Annotated in this window: 18 protein-coding genes; 6 read left to right on the plus strand and 12 right to left on the minus strand. The window is 69.9% G+C overall.

What is annotated here, in order from left to right; translation table 11 throughout:
* Nucleotides 1–22: 22 nt before the first annotated feature.
* Nucleotides 23–859 carry an alpha/beta fold hydrolase gene (locus ACFWV3_RS24035; protein ID WP_382413847.1) on the minus strand — a complete coding sequence of 279 codons (837 nt, stop codon included), beginning with the start codon at nucleotides 857–859 and terminating at the stop codon, nucleotides 23–25.
* A gap of 45 nt (nucleotides 860–904) precedes the next feature.
* Here ACFWV3_RS24035 and ACFWV3_RS24040 point away from each other — a divergent pair, with 45 nt between their 5' ends.
* Entirely contained in the window at nucleotides 905–1,363 is a 459-nt protein-coding gene (locus tag ACFWV3_RS24040) for a CGNR zinc finger domain-containing protein (protein WP_382413848.1), read from the plus strand.
* A gap of 37 nt (nucleotides 1,364–1,400) precedes the next feature.
* Here the strand turns inward: ACFWV3_RS24040 and ACFWV3_RS24045 are convergent, their stop codons facing one another.
* Nucleotides 1,401–1,952, minus strand: coding sequence for a hypothetical protein (locus tag ACFWV3_RS24045; RefSeq protein WP_382413849.1), 552 nt, complete (start codon nucleotides 1,950–1,952; stop codon nucleotides 1,401–1,403).
* 97 nt (nucleotides 1,953–2,049) lie between these two features.
* On the opposite strand from ACFWV3_RS24045, the gene ACFWV3_RS24050 reads away from it, so the two are divergent.
* Nucleotides 2,050–2,571, plus strand: a complete 522-nt coding sequence (locus ACFWV3_RS24050) for an HNH endonuclease (RefSeq protein WP_382413851.1) — start codon at nucleotides 2,050–2,052, stop codon at nucleotides 2,569–2,571.
* Nucleotides 2,572–2,629: 58 nt separating this feature from the next.
* On the opposite strand, the gene ACFWV3_RS24055 is transcribed toward ACFWV3_RS24050, so the two are convergent.
* The 3 genes from ACFWV3_RS24055 to ACFWV3_RS24065 all read right to left on the minus strand — a co-directional run bounded on the left by ACFWV3_RS24055 (nucleotide 2,630) and on the right by ACFWV3_RS24065 (nucleotide 6,549).
* On the minus strand, nucleotides 2,630–5,458 hold the full coding sequence (locus tag ACFWV3_RS24055) for a vitamin B12-dependent ribonucleotide reductase (protein ID WP_382413852.1): 2,829 nt from the start codon (nucleotides 5,456–5,458) through the stop codon (nucleotides 2,630–2,632).
* 66 nt (nucleotides 5,459–5,524) lie between these two features.
* Nucleotides 5,525–5,995, minus strand: a complete 471-nt coding sequence (gene nrdR, locus ACFWV3_RS24060; RefSeq protein ID WP_089924179.1) for a transcriptional regulator NrdR — start codon at nucleotides 5,993–5,995, stop codon at nucleotides 5,525–5,527.
* 260 nt (nucleotides 5,996–6,255) lie between these two features.
* A complete protein-coding gene (locus ACFWV3_RS24065; RefSeq protein ID WP_382413855.1) occupies nucleotides 6,256–6,549 on the minus strand; it encodes a hypothetical protein in 294 nt (97 codons plus the stop codon).
* A 222-nt stretch (nucleotides 6,550–6,771) separates the two neighbouring features.
* On the opposite strand from ACFWV3_RS24065, the gene lexA reads away from it, so the two are divergent.
* Nucleotides 6,772–7,443 carry a transcriptional repressor LexA gene (lexA, locus tag ACFWV3_RS24070; protein ID WP_382414217.1) on the plus strand — a complete coding sequence of 224 codons (672 nt, stop codon included), beginning with the start codon at nucleotides 6,772–6,774 and terminating at the stop codon, nucleotides 7,441–7,443.
* 93 nt (nucleotides 7,444–7,536) lie between these two features.
* On the opposite strand, the gene ACFWV3_RS24075 is transcribed toward lexA, so the two are convergent.
* Genes ACFWV3_RS24075 through ACFWV3_RS24085 form a run of 3 tightly spaced genes read right to left on the minus strand, consistent with a single transcriptional unit; the run spans nucleotide 7,537 to nucleotide 10,476 of the window.
* Nucleotides 7,537–8,448 (minus strand): hypothetical protein, encoded by a 912-nt coding sequence (locus ACFWV3_RS24075; RefSeq protein WP_382413856.1) that lies wholly within the window; start codon nucleotides 8,446–8,448, stop codon nucleotides 7,537–7,539.
* Nucleotides 8,449–8,486: 38 nt separating this feature from the next.
* Nucleotides 8,487–9,950, minus strand: a complete 1,464-nt coding sequence (hflX, locus tag ACFWV3_RS24080) for a GTPase HflX (protein WP_382413858.1) — start codon at nucleotides 9,948–9,950, stop codon at nucleotides 8,487–8,489.
* Between the two features lie 25 nt (nucleotides 9,951–9,975).
* On the minus strand, nucleotides 9,976–10,476 hold the full coding sequence (locus ACFWV3_RS24085) for an ArsR/SmtB family transcription factor (protein WP_382413860.1): 501 nt from the start codon (nucleotides 10,474–10,476) through the stop codon (nucleotides 9,976–9,978).
* Between the two features lie 54 nt (nucleotides 10,477–10,530).
* On the opposite strand from ACFWV3_RS24085, the gene ACFWV3_RS24090 reads away from it, so the two are divergent.
* Nucleotides 10,531–11,772, plus strand: a complete 1,242-nt coding sequence (locus tag ACFWV3_RS24090; RefSeq protein ID WP_382413862.1) for an MFS transporter — start codon at nucleotides 10,531–10,533, stop codon at nucleotides 11,770–11,772.
* Nucleotides 11,765–12,646, plus strand: coding sequence for an SMP-30/gluconolactonase/LRE family protein (locus tag ACFWV3_RS24095; protein WP_382413864.1), 882 nt, complete (start codon nucleotides 11,765–11,767; stop codon nucleotides 12,644–12,646). Before ACFWV3_RS24090 ends, ACFWV3_RS24095 begins: the two co-directional genes overlap by 8 nt.
* A gap of 162 nt (nucleotides 12,647–12,808) precedes the next feature.
* Here the strand turns inward: ACFWV3_RS24095 and dapF are convergent, their stop codons facing one another.
* Genes dapF through ACFWV3_RS24110 form a run of 3 tightly spaced genes read right to left on the minus strand, consistent with a single transcriptional unit; the run spans nucleotide 12,809 to nucleotide 15,176 of the window.
* Nucleotides 12,809–13,603, minus strand: a complete 795-nt coding sequence (gene dapF, locus ACFWV3_RS24100) for a diaminopimelate epimerase (RefSeq protein WP_382413865.1) — start codon at nucleotides 13,601–13,603, stop codon at nucleotides 12,809–12,811.
* Nucleotides 13,591–14,499: a tRNA (adenosine(37)-N6)-dimethylallyltransferase MiaA gene (gene miaA, locus ACFWV3_RS24105; RefSeq protein ID WP_382413867.1), complete on the minus strand. Its 909-nt coding sequence runs from the start codon at nucleotides 14,497–14,499 to the stop codon at nucleotides 13,591–13,593. Before miaA ends, dapF begins: the two co-directional genes overlap by 13 nt.
* Entirely contained in the window at nucleotides 14,496–15,176 is a 681-nt protein-coding gene (locus tag ACFWV3_RS24110; RefSeq protein ID WP_382413869.1) for a hypothetical protein, read from the minus strand. The genes miaA and ACFWV3_RS24110 overlap by 4 nt, the downstream gene beginning before the upstream one ends.
* Nucleotides 15,177–15,347: 171 nt before the next feature.
* Here ACFWV3_RS24110 and ACFWV3_RS24115 point away from each other — a divergent pair, with 171 nt between their 5' ends.
* Nucleotides 15,348–16,694 (plus strand): DUF349 domain-containing protein, encoded by a 1,347-nt coding sequence (locus ACFWV3_RS24115; RefSeq protein WP_382413871.1) that lies wholly within the window; start codon nucleotides 15,348–15,350, stop codon nucleotides 16,692–16,694.
* Nucleotides 16,695–16,748: 54 nt separating this feature from the next.
* On the opposite strand, the gene ACFWV3_RS24120 is transcribed toward ACFWV3_RS24115, so the two are convergent.
* Nucleotides 16,749–17,588 (minus strand): RICIN domain-containing protein, encoded by an 840-nt coding sequence (locus ACFWV3_RS24120; RefSeq protein WP_382413873.1) that lies wholly within the window; start codon nucleotides 17,586–17,588, stop codon nucleotides 16,749–16,751.
* Between the last annotated feature and the right edge of the window lie 15 nt (nucleotides 17,589–17,603).

Raw genomic sequence — 17,603 nt, forward strand, 5'->3', positions numbered from 1 at the left:
AACTCAACACGTGATGAATAAATCACGCCTTCGGCACGAACTCCCTGATCAGCGGCGCGATCACCGCGAGGTCCTCCTCGAGCGCGAAGTGGCCGGTGTCGAGCAGGTGGAGCTGGGCGTCCGGCAGGTCGCGCAGGTAGGCCTTGGCGCCGGGCTCGAGGAAGAACGGGTCGCCCTTGCCCCACGTGATCAGCGTCGGCGGCCGGTGCTCGCGCAGGTAGGCCTGCCACCGCGGGTACTGGGCGACGTTGGAGTGGTAGTCGAGGAAGAGGTCGACCTGGGGCTGCGGGCGCAGGTCGAGGTGGTGCTGGTCGAGCGTCCAGGTGTCGGGCGAGATCGTCTCGGGGTCGCGGGTGCCTTCGAGATAGCCGAACTTCGTGTACTCCAGCGCGAGCAGGTCGCGGGCGGCCCGCGGGTCGCGGTTGCGGATGAAGCCCCACGCGAGGTCGGACAGGCCGTCCTCGTAGGCGTTGCCGTTCTGGACGATGAGGCCCTTGACCCACTCGGGGTTGCGGGTGGCGACGCGGAAGCCGACGGGGGCACCGAAGTCGAAGACGTACATCGTGAAGCCGGTGAAGCCGATGGCGCGCAGGAACTTCTCGACGGTGTCGGCGAGGAAGTCGAACGTGTACGGGCGGTCGGGGGCGTCGCTGTGGCCGGAGCCGGGGTGGTCCGGCGCGACGATGTGGAAGTCGTCCTTCAGCTCCTCGATGAGCCTCGCGTACTGGTGCGACGCCGACGGGAACCCGTGCAGCAGCAAGAGCTTGGGCTTCGCCGGGTCGCCCGCCTCCCGGTAGAAGACGGTGATGCCGTCGACGTCCTGCTTCCGATACCTGGTCACATGGGTCTTGGTCGTCATGACGCATTAGACTAATGGGTACCTAGCGTGTTGTACAGTTAGGTCGTGCTCGCGATCGATTTCGTCAACACGCTGACGTCCGAGGACGACCGCTTGGAGGAGTGGTTGTCGTCGCGGGGTTTGCCCTGGTCGGAGGCCGTGGTGACGTTGCGCGGCCAGGTGGAGGCGGCGGTGCTCGCCGCGCGGGACGGCCGGGAGCCGGACCTGGCGCCGTTGAACGCGGCGTTGCGCGGTGCCCCGTCGTTCGAGGTGTTGTCCTGGGCCGACGGCGCCGTGGTGTCGCGGGGACGTGAGGGTGACGAGGTCGCGCGAACGCTTGCGGTGCTCGCGGAGGCGGCGGCGGACCTGCTGGCGTCACCGGCCGTGCGGAAGGTGAAGACGTGCGAGGGGCCGGGGTGCCGGCTGCTGTTCGTGCCCGCGCACCCGCGGCGCCGGTGGTGCGATCCCGCCACGTGCGGGAACCGGGTGCGGGTGGCGCGGTACTACCAGCGGCACAAGGACTAGCGGCTCACCCGGTCCGGCGGCTTGCCGGGTTTCGCCGCTACCTCGCCAGCCCGGCCGGGGTGAAGACGAAGCTGTCGCGGAATCCGCCGTCGCCCCGCCGCGTCGCCATCAGCCGCAGCTCCGGCATGAAGTGGAAGAAGACCAGCGAACCGGATCGGTCCGGGTAGCCGAGCGTCTTCGAGTACTTGGGGTTCGTGCCGCCCAGCCACAACGGCGGCTCGCCGTGCTCCGCGATCACGTCGTCGAGCAGGCAGTCGCTCTCGCCAAGGACTCCGGTGACGCGGCTTTCGGCGTCGAGCGACAGCCAGCCCTGCCGGTGCGCGAGGTCCGCGTACACCGACGCCATGACGTCCTCGCTGCGGTGGCCGAGGACCTCGTGCACCGCGCCGCTGACCATCGCCGCGTTCGCCGCACCCCGCTTCACCAGTGCGTCGAGCTCGCTCTGCCACCGGTCCGTGCGGTCGTCGGCGTACGCGAGCGCGTCGAGCAGGGTGAGGATCACCGCCTCGCCGCCGTACATGCCGGGACGCCGGACAGCCGCGTTGAGCTGGCCGACCAGGTGGCCGCGTAAGTCGTCGAAAGAGCGCATCTCTCCCCCTTGGTCACGTTGTTCTACCAGTTGCCCGTACGTGAAACGGAATCGCCTTCATCAGCGACAGATATGGCGACGACTGGGGAGGAAACAGATGGCGGCTAGCACCACGCGGATAGTGGCGTACTGGGTCGAGCACGAGGTCGAGATGTCCGTCGACTGGAGCACGGCGCACGAACGCTGCTGGCGGTGCGGCTACAAGACGAGACTCGAGAAGTGCCACATCGTGCCGGTCTCGCTGGGCGGCAGCGACGAGGCGGACAACCTGGTCCTGCTGTGCGCGCGCTGCCGTCGCGAGGCGCCGAGCCACCAGGACCCGCAGTACATGTGGCGGTGGCTGCGCGCGACGGGCGTCTCGTCCCCCGACACGTACTGGACGATGCGGGGCTGGGAGGAGTTCGAGGTCATCTTCGGCCGCAAGCCGCTCGAGTTCCTGCGGGAGGCCGGGGTCGACCACCGGTCGTTGAACGCCGAGTGCCGGGCGCTGGCGGCGGACGAGTTCGCGAAGACCGTCGTGCACTTCGGGGAGGGGCGGCTCAACCCCTCGACGATCGCGTGCGTGATCGCGGAGATCGAGAAGAAGCTGGCCGACCGGCTGGGGATCGCGGTGCCGTGACGGCGGACCGCCGGGGTCGGGGAAGTGGTTCCCCGGACCCCGGCGGTCACCGGTCAGATCAGCTGCAGCCCGACGTGCTGCCGCAGCCCTCGCACAGGTAGCAGGAACCGGCGGGACGCATCTTCGTGCCGCAGGTCATGCACAGCGGCGCGTCGGCCGCCTTGCCCAGGTGCAGCTCCAGCAGCTCGGTCGAGCTGCCGACCTGCTTCGGCGCCGCTGCCTCGACCTCGACGGACGGGGCCGCCTCGACCGAGCCGCGCAGGCCCTCCAGGTCCACTTCGGACGACACGGGCGCGCCGTACTCGCCCGCGACCTGTGCCGAGCGCTCGTCGGCGGTGAAGATGCCGAGCTGCGCGCGCTTGTCGTACGGCAGGTAGTCGAGCGCCAGGCGGCGGAACAGGTAGTCCAGCACCGAGGTCGCGATGCGGACGTCCGGGTCGTCGGTCATGCCCGCCGGCTCGAAGCGCAGGTTCTGGAACTTCGAGACGTAGAACTCCAGCGGGATGCCGTACTGCAGACCCACCGAGATGGACATCGAGAACGCGTCCATCACGCCGGACAGCGTGGAGCCCTGCTTGCCGAGCTTGACGAACACCTCGCCGAGACCGTTGTCCGGGTAGGAGCCGGCGGTCAGGTAGCCCTCGGCGCCGCCGACCGTGAACGACACGGTCTGCGACGGGCGCTTCTTCGGCAGGCGCTTGCGGACCGGGCGGTACTCGACGACCGTCTCCGTCGCGGCCTTCTTCTCCTCGGTCGCCTTGGCGCCCTTGCCCGCGGACAGCGGCTGGCCGACCTTGCAGTTGTCGCGGTAGATCGCGAGCGCCTTCAGGCCGAGCTTCCAGCCCTGGTAGTAGATCTCCTCGACCTCCTCGACGGTCGCCGTCTCCGGCATGTTGACCGTCTTCGAGATCGCGCCGGACAGGAACGGCTGCGTGGCCGCCATCATCCGCACGTGGCCCATGGGCGCGATGGAGCGCTCGCCCATGGCGCAGTCGAAGACCTCGTAGTGCTCGCGGCGCAGGCCCGGCGCGTCGACGACGTGGCCGTGCTCGCCGATGAACTCGACGATCGCCTCGACCTGCTCGTCCAGGTAGCCCAGGGCCTTGAGGGCGCGCGGCACCGTCTGGTTGACGATCTGCATCGAGCCGCCGCCGACGAGCTTCTTGAACTTGACCAGGGCCAGGTCCGGCTCGATACCGGTGGTGTCGCAGTCCATCATCAGGCCGATGGTGCCGGTGGGGGCCAGCACGGACGCCTGGGCGTTGCGCCAGCCGTTCTTCGCGCCGATCTCCAGCGCCTGCTGCCACGCCTCGGTCGACACCTTGTGCACCGCGGCGTCGTTCGCGTGGTAGGTGCGGATCAGGTCGTTGGCGGCGGCGTGCTTGCGCATGACGCGCTGGTGCGCCGTGGCGTTGCGCTTGTAGCCGTCGTAGGCGCCGACGATGCCCGCGAGCTCCGCGGAACGGCGGTACGAGACACCGGTCATCAGCGAGGTGATGGTCGCGGCGAGCGCGCGGCCACCCTCGGAGTCGTACGCGTGGCCGGTCGCCATCAGCAACGCGCCGAGGTTGGCGTAGCCGATGCCGAGCTGGCGGAACTTGCGGGTGGTGTCCGCGATCGGCTCGGTCGGGAAGTCCGCGAAGCAGATCGAGATGTCCATCGCGGTGATGATCAGCTCGACGGCCTTGGCGAACGTGACGGCGTCGAAGCGGCCGTCGTCGCCGAGGAACTTCATCAGGTTCAGCGACGCGAGGTTGCAGCTCGAGTTGTCGAGGTGCATGTACTCGGAGCACGGGTTGGACGCGGTGATGCGGCCCGACTCGGGGCAGGTGTGCCAGTCGTTGATCGTGTCGTCGTACTGGATGCCGGGGTCGGCGCACTCCCACGCGGCCTTGGCGAGCTTGCCGAACAGCTCCTTGGCGTCGACGCGCTCGATGACCTCGCCGGTCTGACGGCCGCGCAGGCCGAAGTCGCCGCCGGACTCGTAGGCGTGCATGAACTCGTCCGACACGCGGATCGAGTTGTTCGCGTTCTGGTACTGCACCGACACGATGTCCGCGCCGCCGAGGTCCATGTCGAACCCGGCGTCGCGCAGCGCGCGGATCTTGTCCTCTTCGCGTGCCTTGGTCTCGATGAACTCGACGACGTCCGGGTGGTCGACGTCGAGGACGACCATCTTCGCCGCGCGGCGCGTGGCGCCACCGGACTTGATGGTGCCCGCGGACGCGTCGGCGCCGCGCATGAACGACACCGGGCCGGACGCGGTGCCGCCGGAGGACAGCAGCTCCTTGGAGGAACGGATGCGCGAGAGGTTCAGGCCGGCACCGGAGCCGCCCTTGAAGATCAGGCCTTCCTCGCGGTACCAGTTGAGGATCGACTCCATCGTGTCGTCGACCGCGAGGATGAAGCACGCGCTGACCTGCTGCGGCGAGCTGGTGCCGACGTTGAACCACACCGGCGAGTTGAAGCTGAACACCTGGTGCAGCAGCATGTAGGTGAGCTCGTGCTCGAAGATCTCGGCGTCCTGCTCGCCGGTGAAGTAGCCGTGCTCCCTGCCGGCGCCGACGTAGGTCTTCACCACGCGGTCGATCAGCTGGCGCAGCGACTGCTCGCGCTTCTCGCTGCCGACGGCACCGCGGAAGTACTTGCTGGTGACGATGTTGGTGGCGTTCACCGACCACGACTCGGGGAACTCGACACCGCGCTGCTCGAAGTTCACCGAGCCGTCGCGCCAGTTCGTCATGACGACGTCGCGGCGCTCCCAGGTGACCTCGTCGTAGGGGTGGCGGCCCTCGGTGGTGTAGACGCGCTGGACCTTCAGCGCGGCAGGCTTGGCAGCCGCCCGTGCGGCTGTCTTCTTGGCTGAGCCGCCGACGGTCTCGGTCACGGTGGATCTCCCTAAGTGCGGTGCTTGGAAAAAGATGGTTGCCTCACGCGCTGTGGCGCGCGTGGATCACTGCTCGGCCGGTGCTTCCTCGGCACGAGCGGTGCGAAGATCGAGGATTTCCTTCTCGAAGTCCTCGACGGACGAGAAGGACCTGTAAACGCTCGCGAAGCGCAGATAAGCGACCTCGTCGAGCTCGCGCAGAGGGCCGAGAATCGCGAGTCCCACCTCGTGGCTCGCGATTTCCGCGCACCCCGTCGACCGGATCGACTCTTCCACCTGCTGGGCCAGAACCTGGAACGCGTCCTCGTCGACCGGGCGGCCCTGGCACGCCCTGCGCACGCCGACGACCACCTTGTCGCGGCTGAAAGGCTCCGTCACACCGGAGCGCTTGACCACGGCGAGAACCGCTTCTTCGACCGTGGTGAACCTTCGGCTGCAGCTGTTGCAGGAGCGCCGACGGCGGATCACCTGACCCTCGTCGACCTCGCGGGAGTCGACCACCCGCGAGTCCGAATGGCGGCAGAACGGACACCGCACGCCACCTCACCCCTTCCCCCGCGCAGCACCCATCGCAGCAGCCGCACTGGTCGGGTTACCCACAACCTGTGGACTACTTACAACGGTGCAACCACTAGATGTAGGGGTAGAACCTAGATCGCAACCGACGCCGACGCAACTCGACACACCACTCGTTCGGAGGAACGTCGCGCCGATCTGCGGCGATTACACAAAGATGCCCGCCATGACGGAGAGTTCACGTCATCGCGGGCGCGGCAACACAAGATGTAGGGGCAGGCCTACGGGGTGACCCCCACCTGCTGGAGGTAGAGCACGCCGAGCGCGACCACCGTCAGTGCGCTCAGCACGCCGACCGCGACGAGCTCGAGCATCGACTCGCGCTTCGGCCGGACCTCGCACGAGCTCGACTCGCGCCGCGCGGGCACGACAACCTGGTGCGGCCTCGTCGCGGGACGGCGCGGCATGACGCGAGGACCCGAACGGAGTGGACGACCCGCTGCGACGGCAGCACCGTCACTGCCCTCGACACCCGGCAACCGCTTCTCGACGACCACCGCCATGACGACCTCCATCGCAGGTCAACCACCATGATCGAACAGGGGTTCGATCGAACGTCCGTGCGAATTTCTACCACGGTCGATCCTCGAACGCCACAACACGCGCCGAAATACCTCGAACAGGTGTTTGATCTGTGCAGCAAACACGACTACCGTCGACCACGAAGATCGACGGAGGCCGGAATCCCATTCGAACTGGGGGCGGCGAGGAGGACAGCGACCGTGGCAGGCAAGACGATCGACCCGGACCCCGCTCTCGCAGAGGTGAGCGAGATCGCGGGAAACGCCGGCCTGACCCTGCGTCAGCGCAAGGTGCTCGACGTGATCCGCGACTGGGTCGACCGCTTCGGTTATCCGCCGAGCGTGCGCGAGATCGGCGAGGCCGTGGGTCTCACGTCGACCTCGTCGGTCGCCTACCAGCTGCGCGCGCTGGAGCGGAAGGGCTTCCTGCGCCGCGACCCGAACCGCCCGCGCGCGGTCGGCATGCTGCCCACCGAGATCGACCCCGGTCTCGACCCGATGTCCAAGCCGACGCCCGCGTACGTGCCGATGGTCGGCCGCATCGCCGCCGGTGGCCCGATCCTGGCGGAGGAGTCGATCGAGGACGTGTTCCCGCTGCCGCGCGAGATCGTCGGTGAGGGTGAGCTGTTCCTGCTGCGCGTCGTCGGTGACTCGATGATCGACGCCGCGATCACGGACGGCGACTGGGTCGTGATCCGCAAGCAGCCGACCGCCGACCAGGGCGAGATCGTCGCCGCGATGATCGACGGCGAGGCCACGGTGAAGACGTTCAAGCGCAAGGACGGTCACGTGTGGCTGATGCCGCACAACCCGGCCTACCAGCCGATCAACGGCGACGAGGCCACCATCCTCGGCAAGGTCGTCACCGTGCTCCGGCGTCTCCCCTAGCGCCGGTCATCTCGACAGTTCTCCCAGCGGGCACCCACGTCCAGTGCGGTGCCCGCTGGCGTTTCTCCGCGGACGCAACTGATATATCGGATATCAGGCGTGGCGGCGCATCCGGAGGCCGATGACCAGGGCGGCGACCAGGACGAGGCCGCCCAGGCTCAGCGCGAGCGGCCAGTTCTGCCACGACGAGCTCGACGGCGGTGCGGCCTGCGACCGGTCTTCCGCCGGTGGCGGGGTCGTGGTCGTCGCCGGCACCGCGGGCTGGGCCAGGGCAGCCGCGCCCGCGACGGCGCGGATCGGGGTGCCCGCGCCCTCCGAGGCCGACAGCAGGGTGCCGTTCGGGTCGAAGGCGATGGCCTCGCCCTGGGGCTCGTTCGGCAGGGGAATGCGGACCGGGTCGCCGGCCAACGCCTTGACGACGTCGCCATCGGGGACCGGGTAGAGGTAGGCGTCGGTGTAGGTGCGCAGGGCGATGACGCTGCCGTCGGCCGTCGAGGCTGCGCCGGTCACCAGCTTGGAGTCGAGCGTGCCCTCCAGCGGGCCGCCAGGGGTGTCCGTCGTCGTCAGCGACACGCGCCCGACCTGCTCCATCGGCACCGATATATCAGTTCGGAGCGGCCCCGTCGGCCGGTACACCAGCGCGGAACCGAGCGGTTCCTTGGTGATGATGTACGGCGTCCCGGTCTTGTCGATGATCAACGCCTCGGCGTCGTGCTTGCCGTCGGGATAGGTGAGGCGGAACCGCTCCACCTCGCCCGACTGCGTGACCTTGTGCAGGGCGACCGTGGGGCGGGACTTGTTGTTGTCGCCGGTGTCGGACGCCCACAGGGTGCCGTCCGGCGTCATCGCCAGGTCCTCGACGTCGAAGGGGTCGACGGGCGCGGTGATCGTGCGGGTCACCACGCAGTCGCGGCCCATGACCTGGATGCGCAGCGTGCCGTTGTCGCTGTCGCTGACGGCGAAGAACTGCTTGCCGTCGGACGTGAGCCCGGAGAGCTCCTGCATTTCTACCGGGCACACGTCCACGGGTGGAGGCGGGAGGATCAAGCAGGCGTCCCGTTCGTCGCGAACTCCTCGAGCACGCCGGCGAGGTCCGGGCGCACGCGGGCGCTGAGCAGCGTGCCCGACTCCGTGTGCTTCTCGGACAGCACCTCGCCGTCGCGGTGCACGCGGGCGACGACCTCGCCGCGCGCGTACGGCACGAGGGCCTCCACCACGACCTCGGGACGTGGCATCAGCTCGGAGATGCGGACGCGCAGCTCCTCGATGCCGGTGCCCGAGTGCGCCGACACGAACGACGCGTCCGGGAACAGGTGCCGCAGCCGCGCCATGCCCAGGTCGCCCACCGCGTCGATCTTGTTCACGACGAGCAGCTCGCGCGGCATCGGCGCGTCGGCCTTCTCGTTGATCTCGGCGAGGACCTCGCGCACGGCCTTGACCTGCATCTCCGGCATGGCGTCGGACCCGTCGACCACGTGCACGAGCAGGTCGGACTGGCCGACCTCCTCGAGGGTGGAGCGGAACGCCTCGACCAGCTGGTGCGGCAGGTGCCGGACGAAGCCGACCGTGTCCGTCAGCGTGTACGGCAGGCCTTCCGGCGTCAGCGCGCGGCGCGTCGTCGGGTCGAGGGTGGCGAACAGCGCGTCCTCCACCAGGACACCGGCGCCCGTCAGCGCGTTGAGCAGCGACGACTTGCCCGCGTTGGTGTAGCCCGCGATGGCGACGCTCGGGATCTCGTTCGCCGTGCGGCGGCCCCGCTTCGTCTCGCGGATGACGCCGATCGCGGCGATCTCGCGGCGCAGCTTGGCGATGCGCGCGCGGATCCGGCGCCGGTCGGTCTCGATCTTCGTCTCACCGGGACCGCGCAGACCCACACCGCCGTTGCCGCCACCGGCACGACCACCGGCCTGCCGCGACAACGTCTCACCCCAGCCGCGCAGGCGCGGCATCAGGTACTGCAGCTGGGCCAGCTCGACCTGCGCCTTGCCCTCCTTGGACCGCGCGTGCTGCGCGAAGATGTCCAGGATGAGCGCGGTGCGGTCGATGACCTTGACCTTGAGCTTCTCCTCCAGCTGACGCAGCTGGCCGGGAGAGAGCTCACCGTCGCAGATCACCGTGTCGGCGCCCGTCGACTGCACGACGTCGCGCAGCTCGGAGACCTTGCCGGAGCCGATGTACGTCGCGGCGTCCGGCTTGTCGCGCCGCTGCACGACGCCTTCGAGGACCTCGGACCCCGCGGTCTCGGCGAGGCGCGCGAGCTCGGCCATCGAGGCGTCGGAGTCGGCCGCGATGCCCTCGGTCCACACCCCGACGAGCACGACCCGCTCCAGGCGAAGCTGGCGGTACTCGACCTCGGTGATGTCCTCGAGCTCGGTGGACAGCCCGGCGACGCGGCGCAGTGCCGCGCGCTCGACGCGTTCGTAGTCACCGGTCGAGAAGTCGTCCTCCTCGTCCCAGGTGGCGTCGAACTCCGGGTCGAACTCTGTGCTCTGGATGTTTTCCGTCATTTGCCCTTCATCGTCCCACGGACCTTCAGTCCCCCGGATACACCGCGAGGTAGATCGCCACACGGGGAACATCCGGCTTGACCGGTTGCGCGGCCAGCTCATCCATCAACGACGCGAGCCGCTGCTTTAGTTCCTCGGGGTCGACTGTGACGACCAGACGGCTCTGATCCACGTCACTGAGCCCGATGTCGGCAACCTCGCCGAGGAAAGCGTGCAACATCGCCTCACCGACGGCGACCGCATTTTCGCTGTTGTCGAGCTGCCACGACAGCCCTGTCGACCGATAAGGAATCTCTTTCGCACCCCGGTTGCCCGCACGCGGCGGCATGGCTTCGAGAAATCCCGCGGCCACGAGTTTCCGCACGTGGTGCAGCGTCGTGGCCGGGTCCTTGCCCAGGCGTTCGGCCAGCTCCTTGTTGGTGAGCGGGCGGTCGAACGTCATGCGGATCATCCGCAGCCTCAGGTCGGAGCTGAGAGCCGCGGCCTCGTCGCTCGTCGCGGGCCTGCGCTTGCGGGTGGGGGGCACCCCGCCAGTGTAAGTGATTGACAGTTTCCAATCACTGCGCGCAGACTTCTCGGCATGGCACTGTGGGGGCACCCGGACTTCCGCCGGCTGTGGATGGGCGACACCATCAGCCAGTTCGGCGCGACGGTGGGCATGACGGTCGTCCCGCTGCTCGCGGCGGGCGTGCTGCGCGCGACACCGTTCGAGATGGGACTGCTCGCCGCGGCGAGCACGATGGCGTTCCTGGTGATCGGCCTGCCCGCGGGCGTGTGGGTCGACCGGACGCGCCGCAAGCCGTTGATGATCGCGATGGACGTCACCCGAGCGGCGCTGATGCTGAGCGTGCCCGTCGCGTGGTGGCTGGGCGTGCTCGGCCTGCCGCAGCTGATCGTCGTCAGCCTCGCGGTGGGCGTGTGCACGGTGTTCTTCGACGTCGCCTACCAGTCGTACCTGCCGTCGCTGGTCGGGCGCGGCCAGCTCGTCGAGGGCAACTCGAAGCTGCAGGCCAGCCTGTCGGTCGCGGAGGTCTCCGGACCCGCGATCGGCGGCTACGCGGCCCAGTTCCTCGGCGCGGCCACCAGCGTCCTGGCGACCGGGCTGGGCTACCTGAGCTCGGCGTTCTTCCTGGTCAGGATCAAGGCGGTGGAGCCGGCGCCGGAACGCCACCCCGACCCGCACCTGCGCCGCGAGGTGATGGAGGGGCTGCGGTTCGTCTTCGGCAACACCACCCTGCGGATGATCGTCGCCTGCACCGGCACGTCGAACTTCTTCCACGGCATCCAGAACGCCGTGATGGTCCTCTTCCTGCTGCAGACGGTGGGCCTGAGCGAGGGCACGGCCGGTCTGGTGCTCAGCGCGGGCGGCGTCGGCGGGGTGCTCGGCGCGGCGTTCGCGCACCGGATCGGGCTGCTCGTCGGACAGGCCAGGATGATCTGGCTCGTCCCGGTGCTGACCTGGCCGTTCACCCTGGCGCTGCCGTTCGTGTCGGACGGCTGGGGGCTGGTGCTGCCGATGGCCTGCCTGGCGGTGGCGACGTTCGGGATCGTCGTCTACAACGTCGGCCAGGTGAGCTTCCGGCAGGCGATCTGCCCGGACCACCTGCTGGGGCGGATGAACGCCTCGATCCGCTGGGTCGTGTGGGGCTCGACCCCGCTGGGCGCGCTGCTGGGCGGCGGGCTGGGTTCGTGGGTCGGGATCGTGCCGACGTTGTGGGTGTCGCTCGTCGGTTCGGTGGGCGGGGTGGTGTGGGTGCTGCTGTCGCCACTGCGGTCTATGCGGGACCTGCCGACCACGTCTAGCGTCCAGGCACATGGCTGATACCTCGGTGCTGCGGGACGGTCTCCACTTCGGCGAGGGGCCGCGGCGCGGTCCCGACGGGCGGCTCTACTACTCCGACTTCTACGCGGGCGAGGTCCACGCCCTCGACCTCGCGACGGGGGACGACGAGCTCGTCGTCGCCTTCGACGGCCAGCCCTCCGGTCTCGGCTGGCTGCCCGACGGAAGCCTGCTGGTCGTGTCGATGCTCGACCGCACGGTCCGCAAGCTCGTCGGCGACGACCTCGTCGTCCACGCCGATATATCGGATATCGCGACGTTCCACGCGAACGACATGCTCGTCGACGCCGAGGGCCGCGCGTACGTCGGCAACTTCGGCTTCGACCTGCACGGCCTGATCGACGAGGTGGGCATCGGGCACCTGCTCGAACCCGACTTCGACCCGCTGGGCGCGAAGCTGGCGCTCGTGCAGCCCGACGGCACCGTCGCCGTCGTCGCGGAGGACCTCAAGTTCCCGAACGGCATGGCGCTGCTGCCGGACCCGACGGGTGCGTCCGAGAGCGGGACCGTCTTCGTCGTCGCCGAGACCGCCGGCTTCCGGCTCTCCGCGTTCTCGGTCGGCCGCGACGGGTCGCTGAGCGACCGCCGGGTGTGGGCCGACGTGAAGGAGCTCGGCATCGCGCCGGACGGGATCGCGGGCGACGGCGACGGCGTGTGGGTGGCGCCGGCGTTGCAGCCCGCCGTGTTCCGGATCGCCGAGGGCGGCAAGGTCACGCAGAAGGTCGAGACGACGCAGACGTGCTTCGCCGTCGCCGTCGTCGACGACAAGCTCGTCTGTCTGACCGCGCCGGACTCGCACCCGTCGGTGGTCAAGCCGAGCCGGCTCGGGAAGATCGAGGTCTACGACCTGGGCTGATATCCGATATATCGGATGCGCGAGGTCGGCGAGACGACCGCGAGGTCGCGACGACGGCGACGTGGTTGTCGACGACGGCGACGTGCTCGACGACCGCGACCCCGCCAAGCTCGTGTGCTTGATCGAGCCGGACCGCGCGTGCGCCGATATCCGATATATCAGTTAAGCGAGGGCATCCCACCAGGACTTGTCGAGCTCGCCGCGCGCGACGAGCACGGCAGGTCCGGTGAGCGTCGACGTCGTCGGGTCGATCGTCACGCGCACCTGGCCGCCGAGGACGTCGACGGTCGCCGCGCCCGTCGTCCTGCCCTGGCCCGCGAGCCACGAGGCGACGGACGCGACGGTGCCGGTGCCGCACGAGCGGGTCTCGCCGACGCCGCGTTCGTAGACGCGCATGCGCAGGGCGTCCTGGCCGATGACGTTGACGAGCTCGACGTTCACGCCGTGCGGGAACATCACGGGGTCGAAGCCGGGGGGCGCGGTCAGGTCGAAGTCCTCGACCGGGTCCTCGGTGACGCACGCCAGGTGCGGGTTGCCGACGTCGACCGCGAAGCCGCCGATGCCCTGGCCCTCGACCGCGGCGATGGAGGTGCCGGTGACGCGCGCCGGGCCCATGTCATTCGTGACGGAGCCGTCGGGGTGCGTGACCACGGTGCGGTCGCCGGCGCGGGTGCCGACGACGAACTCGCCCTGCGGCTGGTGGCCGGCGTCGACCAGGTAGCGGGCGAAGACGCGCAGGCCGTTGCCGCACATCTCGGCGATGGAGCCGTCGGCGTTGCGGTAGTCCATGAACCACCTGCCGCCGGACCGCACGACGCGCAGCACGCCGTCGGCGCCGAGGCCGCGCTGCCGGTCGCACAGCGCCTGGACGCGCGCCACCGTCAGGTCCAGCTGGTCATCGAGGTCGGGCAGGATGACGAAGTCGTTCTCCGTGCCGTGCCCCTTCACGAACTCCACGGCACAAGATTACCGGCGGCCGCCAGGAGATCGGGCCGTGCGCCGTCGAGCCAGGTGATGCGCTGGTCACGCCGGAACCAGGACCGCTGCCGGCGCACGAACCGGCGGGTGGCCCGCTTGGTCTCCTCGGCGGCGAAGTCGATCGTGCACGCTCCGTCCATAGCGGACAGGACCTGCTGGTAGCCCAGCGCGCGCGAGGCGGTCCTGCCCTCGCGCAGACCGATCCGCACCAGCCTGCGGACCTCGTCCTCCAGCCCGGACTCGAACATCACGTCCACCCGCCGGTCGACGCGCTCGTCCAGTTCGGACACCTCGCGGTCGACGCCGATCTGGACGGTGCCGTACCGCGCGGGGCCGGGCTTGGGCAGGTTCGCGGAGAAGGGCTCGCCGGTCAGCTCGATGACCTCCAGCGCGCGCACGATGCGGCGTCCGTTGGACGGCAGGATCGCGATCGCGGCGGCCGGGTCGAGCTCCCGCAGGCGCCGGTGCAACGCCTCCGGGCCCACCGACGCCAGCTCGGCCTCGTAGCGCTCCCGCACGGCGTCGTCGGTGCCGGGGAACTTCAGGTCGTCGAGCACGGCCTGCACGTACAGCCCCGAGCCGCCGACGAGGACCGGTGTGCGGCCGGCGGCGAGCAGGTCCTCGACGACGGCGCGCGTCTCGCGCTGGTAGGCGGCCACGGACGCGGTCTCGGTGACGGACAGGACGTCGAACAGGTGGTGGGGCACGCCCCGCCGTTCGTCCACGGGCATCTTGGCCGTGCCGATGTCCATGCCGCGGTAGAGCTGCATGGCGTCGGCGTTGACGACCTCTCCCCCGAACCGCTCCGCGAGCGCCAGGGCCAGGTCGGACTTGCCGGTCGCGGTGGGTCCGACGACGGCGATGGGCGTGATCAAGGGCGCTCCCAGACGGCGACGTGGTAGCCCACGCCGAACGGTGCGAAGAACTCGGCGCCGGAGCAGCGCCACGGTCCGGGCACGCCGGCGAGGACCTGCCACGCCGCCCTGCCCTGCGCGCCCAGCTCACGGGCGAGTCCGACGTCGAGGTCGAGCAGGCCGTCCGCGTCGGCCGCGGACAGCAAGGTGTGAACCGATGAATCGAAAGGACCGGACCGCACGTCGTCCGACCCCGGCGAACGGGGTCCGTGCCTGGTCGACCCGTCACCGAGGACGAGCAGGCCGCAGTCCTCCGCCGCCAGTCGTCGTCCAAACGAGACACAGTCCGCCATGGGCAGGTCGGGCGCGACGAGTTCGACGCGTGACACCTCGGTCGCACAGCGTTCCCGCAGCCACGCCGCGACCAGCACGGGCAACGGAATCCGGGCGTCCGGCGGCAGGTCACCGCCGAGTGACACCGGCACATCGACCCCATAACCGAGGAAAGTTCCCGACATCGGCGGCACGAACGTCGCCGGGCCCGCCGCGTCGGTCGCGACCACCACCCACGGACCGGGCAGTTTTCCTGCTGCGGCAAGGGTTGCGGCCCGCACGGGCTCGGTCTCGGCGGCGGCTCCCGCGACCAGTTCTGGCACCAGAAGAGGTGGGTGCGGCACCACCGCGGCACGGGTGATCACGACGAACCAGGCTACCTATCGTGGACTCCCAGTACCGAGTCGAGCTCTGACCTGTTTGAATGCGCGCGGGGAACTGGGGACGGGAGACCCTCCAGCGCCCGTATTGCATCGGCCCCGCCGGCTGGCGGGGCGCCCGTGGCAGGCACGGGCGTCAGATGGGAGGAACCGGCGATGTCGGAGCAGGACAGCACACCGGAGGCCGTGGCCGAGACCACTCCGGTGGAGGTCGCAGCCGAGGGTGTGGTCGAGGAAACGCCGAAGGAGACCGCGCAGGCGACGCCTCCGGCCGTCCCCGTGGCGTCGGACCACCCTGACCGCTGGGGGCGCGTGGACGCCGACGGCACCGTCTACGTCAAGACCGAGGACGGCGAGCGCGCCGTCGGGTCGTGGCAGGCGGGCGAGCCGGTCGAGGGCCTCGCGCACTTCGCGCGCCGGTTCGACGACCTGCGCACCGAGGTCGAGCTGCTCGTGTCGCGGCTCAAGACCGGCGCCGGGGACCCCAAGCACGCCCTGACCAGCGCGAAGCACGTCAAGGAGCAGCTCGCCGAGGCCGCCGTCGTCGGCGACCTCAAGGCGCTGGCCGCCCGCGTCGAGCACGTGCTGGAGCGGGCCGAGGCCGGCATGGAGAAGGCGAAGGAGGCCAAGGAGGCCGCCCGAGCCCAGTCCGTGCAGCGCAAGCAGGCGCTCGTCGACGAGGCGGAGTCGATCGCGAACGAGTCGACGCAGTGGAAGGTCGCGGGCGACCGGCTGCGCCAGATCCTCGACGAGTGGAAGACCATCCGCGGCGTCGACCGCAAGACCGACGAGCAGCTGTGGCGCCGGTTCTCGAAGGCCCGTGACGCGTTCAACCGCCGTCGTGGCTCGCACTTCGCGGACCTCGACCGCCAGCGCTCGGTGGCGAAGTCCTCCAAGCAGGCGCTGGTCGAGGAGGCCGAGAAGCTCGTCGACTCCGACGACTGGGGCCCCACGGCCGGTCGCTACAAGGAGCTGATGGTCGAGTGGAAGGCCGCCGGGCGTGCGCCCAAGGAGGCCGACGACGCCCTGTGGCAGCGCTTCCGCGCCGCTCAGGACGCGTTCTTCCAGAAGCGCTCCGAGGCGTTCAGCGAGCGTGACGCCGAGTTCGGCGCCAACGCGAAGCTGAAGGAGGAACTGCTCGCCGAGGCCGAGGGCATCGACCCGTCGACCGACCTCGAGGCGGCGCGCGCGGCCCTCTACAAGATCCAGGAGCGCTGGGACGCGATCGGCAAGGTGCCGCGCGAGCGCATCCGCGAGCTCGAGGGCAAGCTCCGCACCATCGAGGAGAAGGTCCGCGGCGCGGTCGACGCGCAGTGGCGTCGCTCCGACCCCGAGGCCGAGGCCCGCGTGGCGCAGTTCCGCGAGCGCGTGGAGCAGTTCGAGGCGCAGGCCGCGAAGGCCCGTGCCGCGGGCGACAAGCGGCGCACCGAGCAGGCCGAGGCGCAGGCCGCCCAGTGGCGCGAGTGGCTCGCCGCCGCTGAGCAGGCGCTGGCGACCCGCTAGTCCTGAACGGTCCGAGGGCCCCTCTCCCGCGCGGAGAGGGGCCCTCGGGCGTTCTCAGCGGGCAATGCGCCACTTCTGGTCGGCGCTACCGGAGCACAGCGACACGATCAGCCAGGTGCCGTTGGCGTAGGAGCCGTCGCTCGCCGTCCCCAGGCACTTGGACGAAGACACGTGCGCGAACTGGTTCGTGCTCAGCGTCTGCCACAGCTGGGCGTTGTTGCCCCACGAGCACGCGTTCGCCTTGATGTGCTCACCGAAGCCGTCCTGGAACACCGGTTCCATGCAGAGGTTGCCCCGCTGGTTGCGCAGGCGGAAGACCTCCGGGTTCGCGTCGGAGAACTCGCGCGCCCAGAACGGCTGGAAGCTGGTCTGGTCGCCCGGCTGGTGCCGCTCCCACATGACGACGTCGTTCCACTCGTTCTGGTAGAAGTCCGCGGCCCGCTGGTCGGTGCTCAGGGGCACCAGGTAGCCGGGGCCGTCCGTGGCGGGCTTCACCGGCCCTGTCGCCGGTGCCGGAACCGGAGGCGCGACGGTCGGCTGGGTCGTCTGCTGCCGCTGCGTGGGTGGCCGGGGACCGGCGGTCTGAAGCGTGCCCGTGCCCTGGACGACGACGTCGGCGGGTGCGGAGGACGATCCGGGTGCCGTCGTGGTCGAGGACGACGGTGGCGCGGTGGTCGCCGAGGACGACGTCGTCACCGCGGCCTGCTGCGGGTCGTCCTGGCGGAACACGATGACACCGAGCACGGCGAGCACCGCCAGCGCCGCGACGACCGCCGCCACCCTGACCACGAGCGGGACGCCGCCCACGTTGATGTCGCGGACCTGACCGGCCTGGACGAAGTAGCCGCTGTTGTCACCATGCGCGGTGTTGCTGCTGTCCGCCGCGTCCGTCATGCCCAGCGCACCTCG

The organism is Lentzea sp. NPDC059081, assembly GCF_042738015.1.
GTDB lineage: Bacteria > Actinomycetota > Actinomycetes > Mycobacteriales > Pseudonocardiaceae > Lentzea.

Excerpts from the sequence above, each read along its gene's own strand:
- ACFWV3_RS24035 (WP_382413847.1), bottom strand. The coding sequence starts at position 859 with ATGACGACCAAGACCCATGTGACCAGGTATCGGAAGCAGGACGTCGAC.
- ACFWV3_RS24045 (WP_382413849.1), bottom strand. The coding sequence starts at position 1,952 with ATGCGCTCTTTCGACGACTTACGCGGCCACCTGGTCGGCCAGCTCAAC.
- ACFWV3_RS24050 (WP_382413851.1), top strand. The coding sequence starts at position 2,050 with ATGGCGGCTAGCACCACGCGGATAGTGGCGTACTGGGTCGAGCACGAG.
- ACFWV3_RS24065 (WP_382413855.1), bottom strand. The coding sequence starts at position 6,549 with ATGGAGGTCGTCATGGCGGTGGTCGTCGAGAAGCGGTTGCCGGGTGTC.
- ACFWV3_RS24075 (WP_382413856.1), bottom strand. The coding sequence starts at position 8,448 with ATGCAGGAGCTCTCCGGGCTCACGTCCGACGGCAAGCAGTTCTTCGCC.
- hflX (WP_382413858.1), bottom strand. The coding sequence starts at position 9,950 with ATGACGGAAAACATCCAGAGCACAGAGTTCGACCCGGAGTTCGACGCC.
- ACFWV3_RS24090 (WP_382413862.1), top strand. The coding sequence starts at position 10,531 with ATGGCACTGTGGGGGCACCCGGACTTCCGCCGGCTGTGGATGGGCGAC.
- ACFWV3_RS24095 (WP_382413864.1), top strand. The coding sequence starts at position 11,765 with ATGGCTGATACCTCGGTGCTGCGGGACGGTCTCCACTTCGGCGAGGGG.
- ACFWV3_RS24115 (WP_382413871.1), top strand. The coding sequence starts at position 15,348 with ATGTCGGAGCAGGACAGCACACCGGAGGCCGTGGCCGAGACCACTCCG.
- ACFWV3_RS24120 (WP_382413873.1), bottom strand. The coding sequence starts at position 17,588 with ATGACGGACGCGGCGGACAGCAGCAACACCGCGCATGGTGACAACAGC.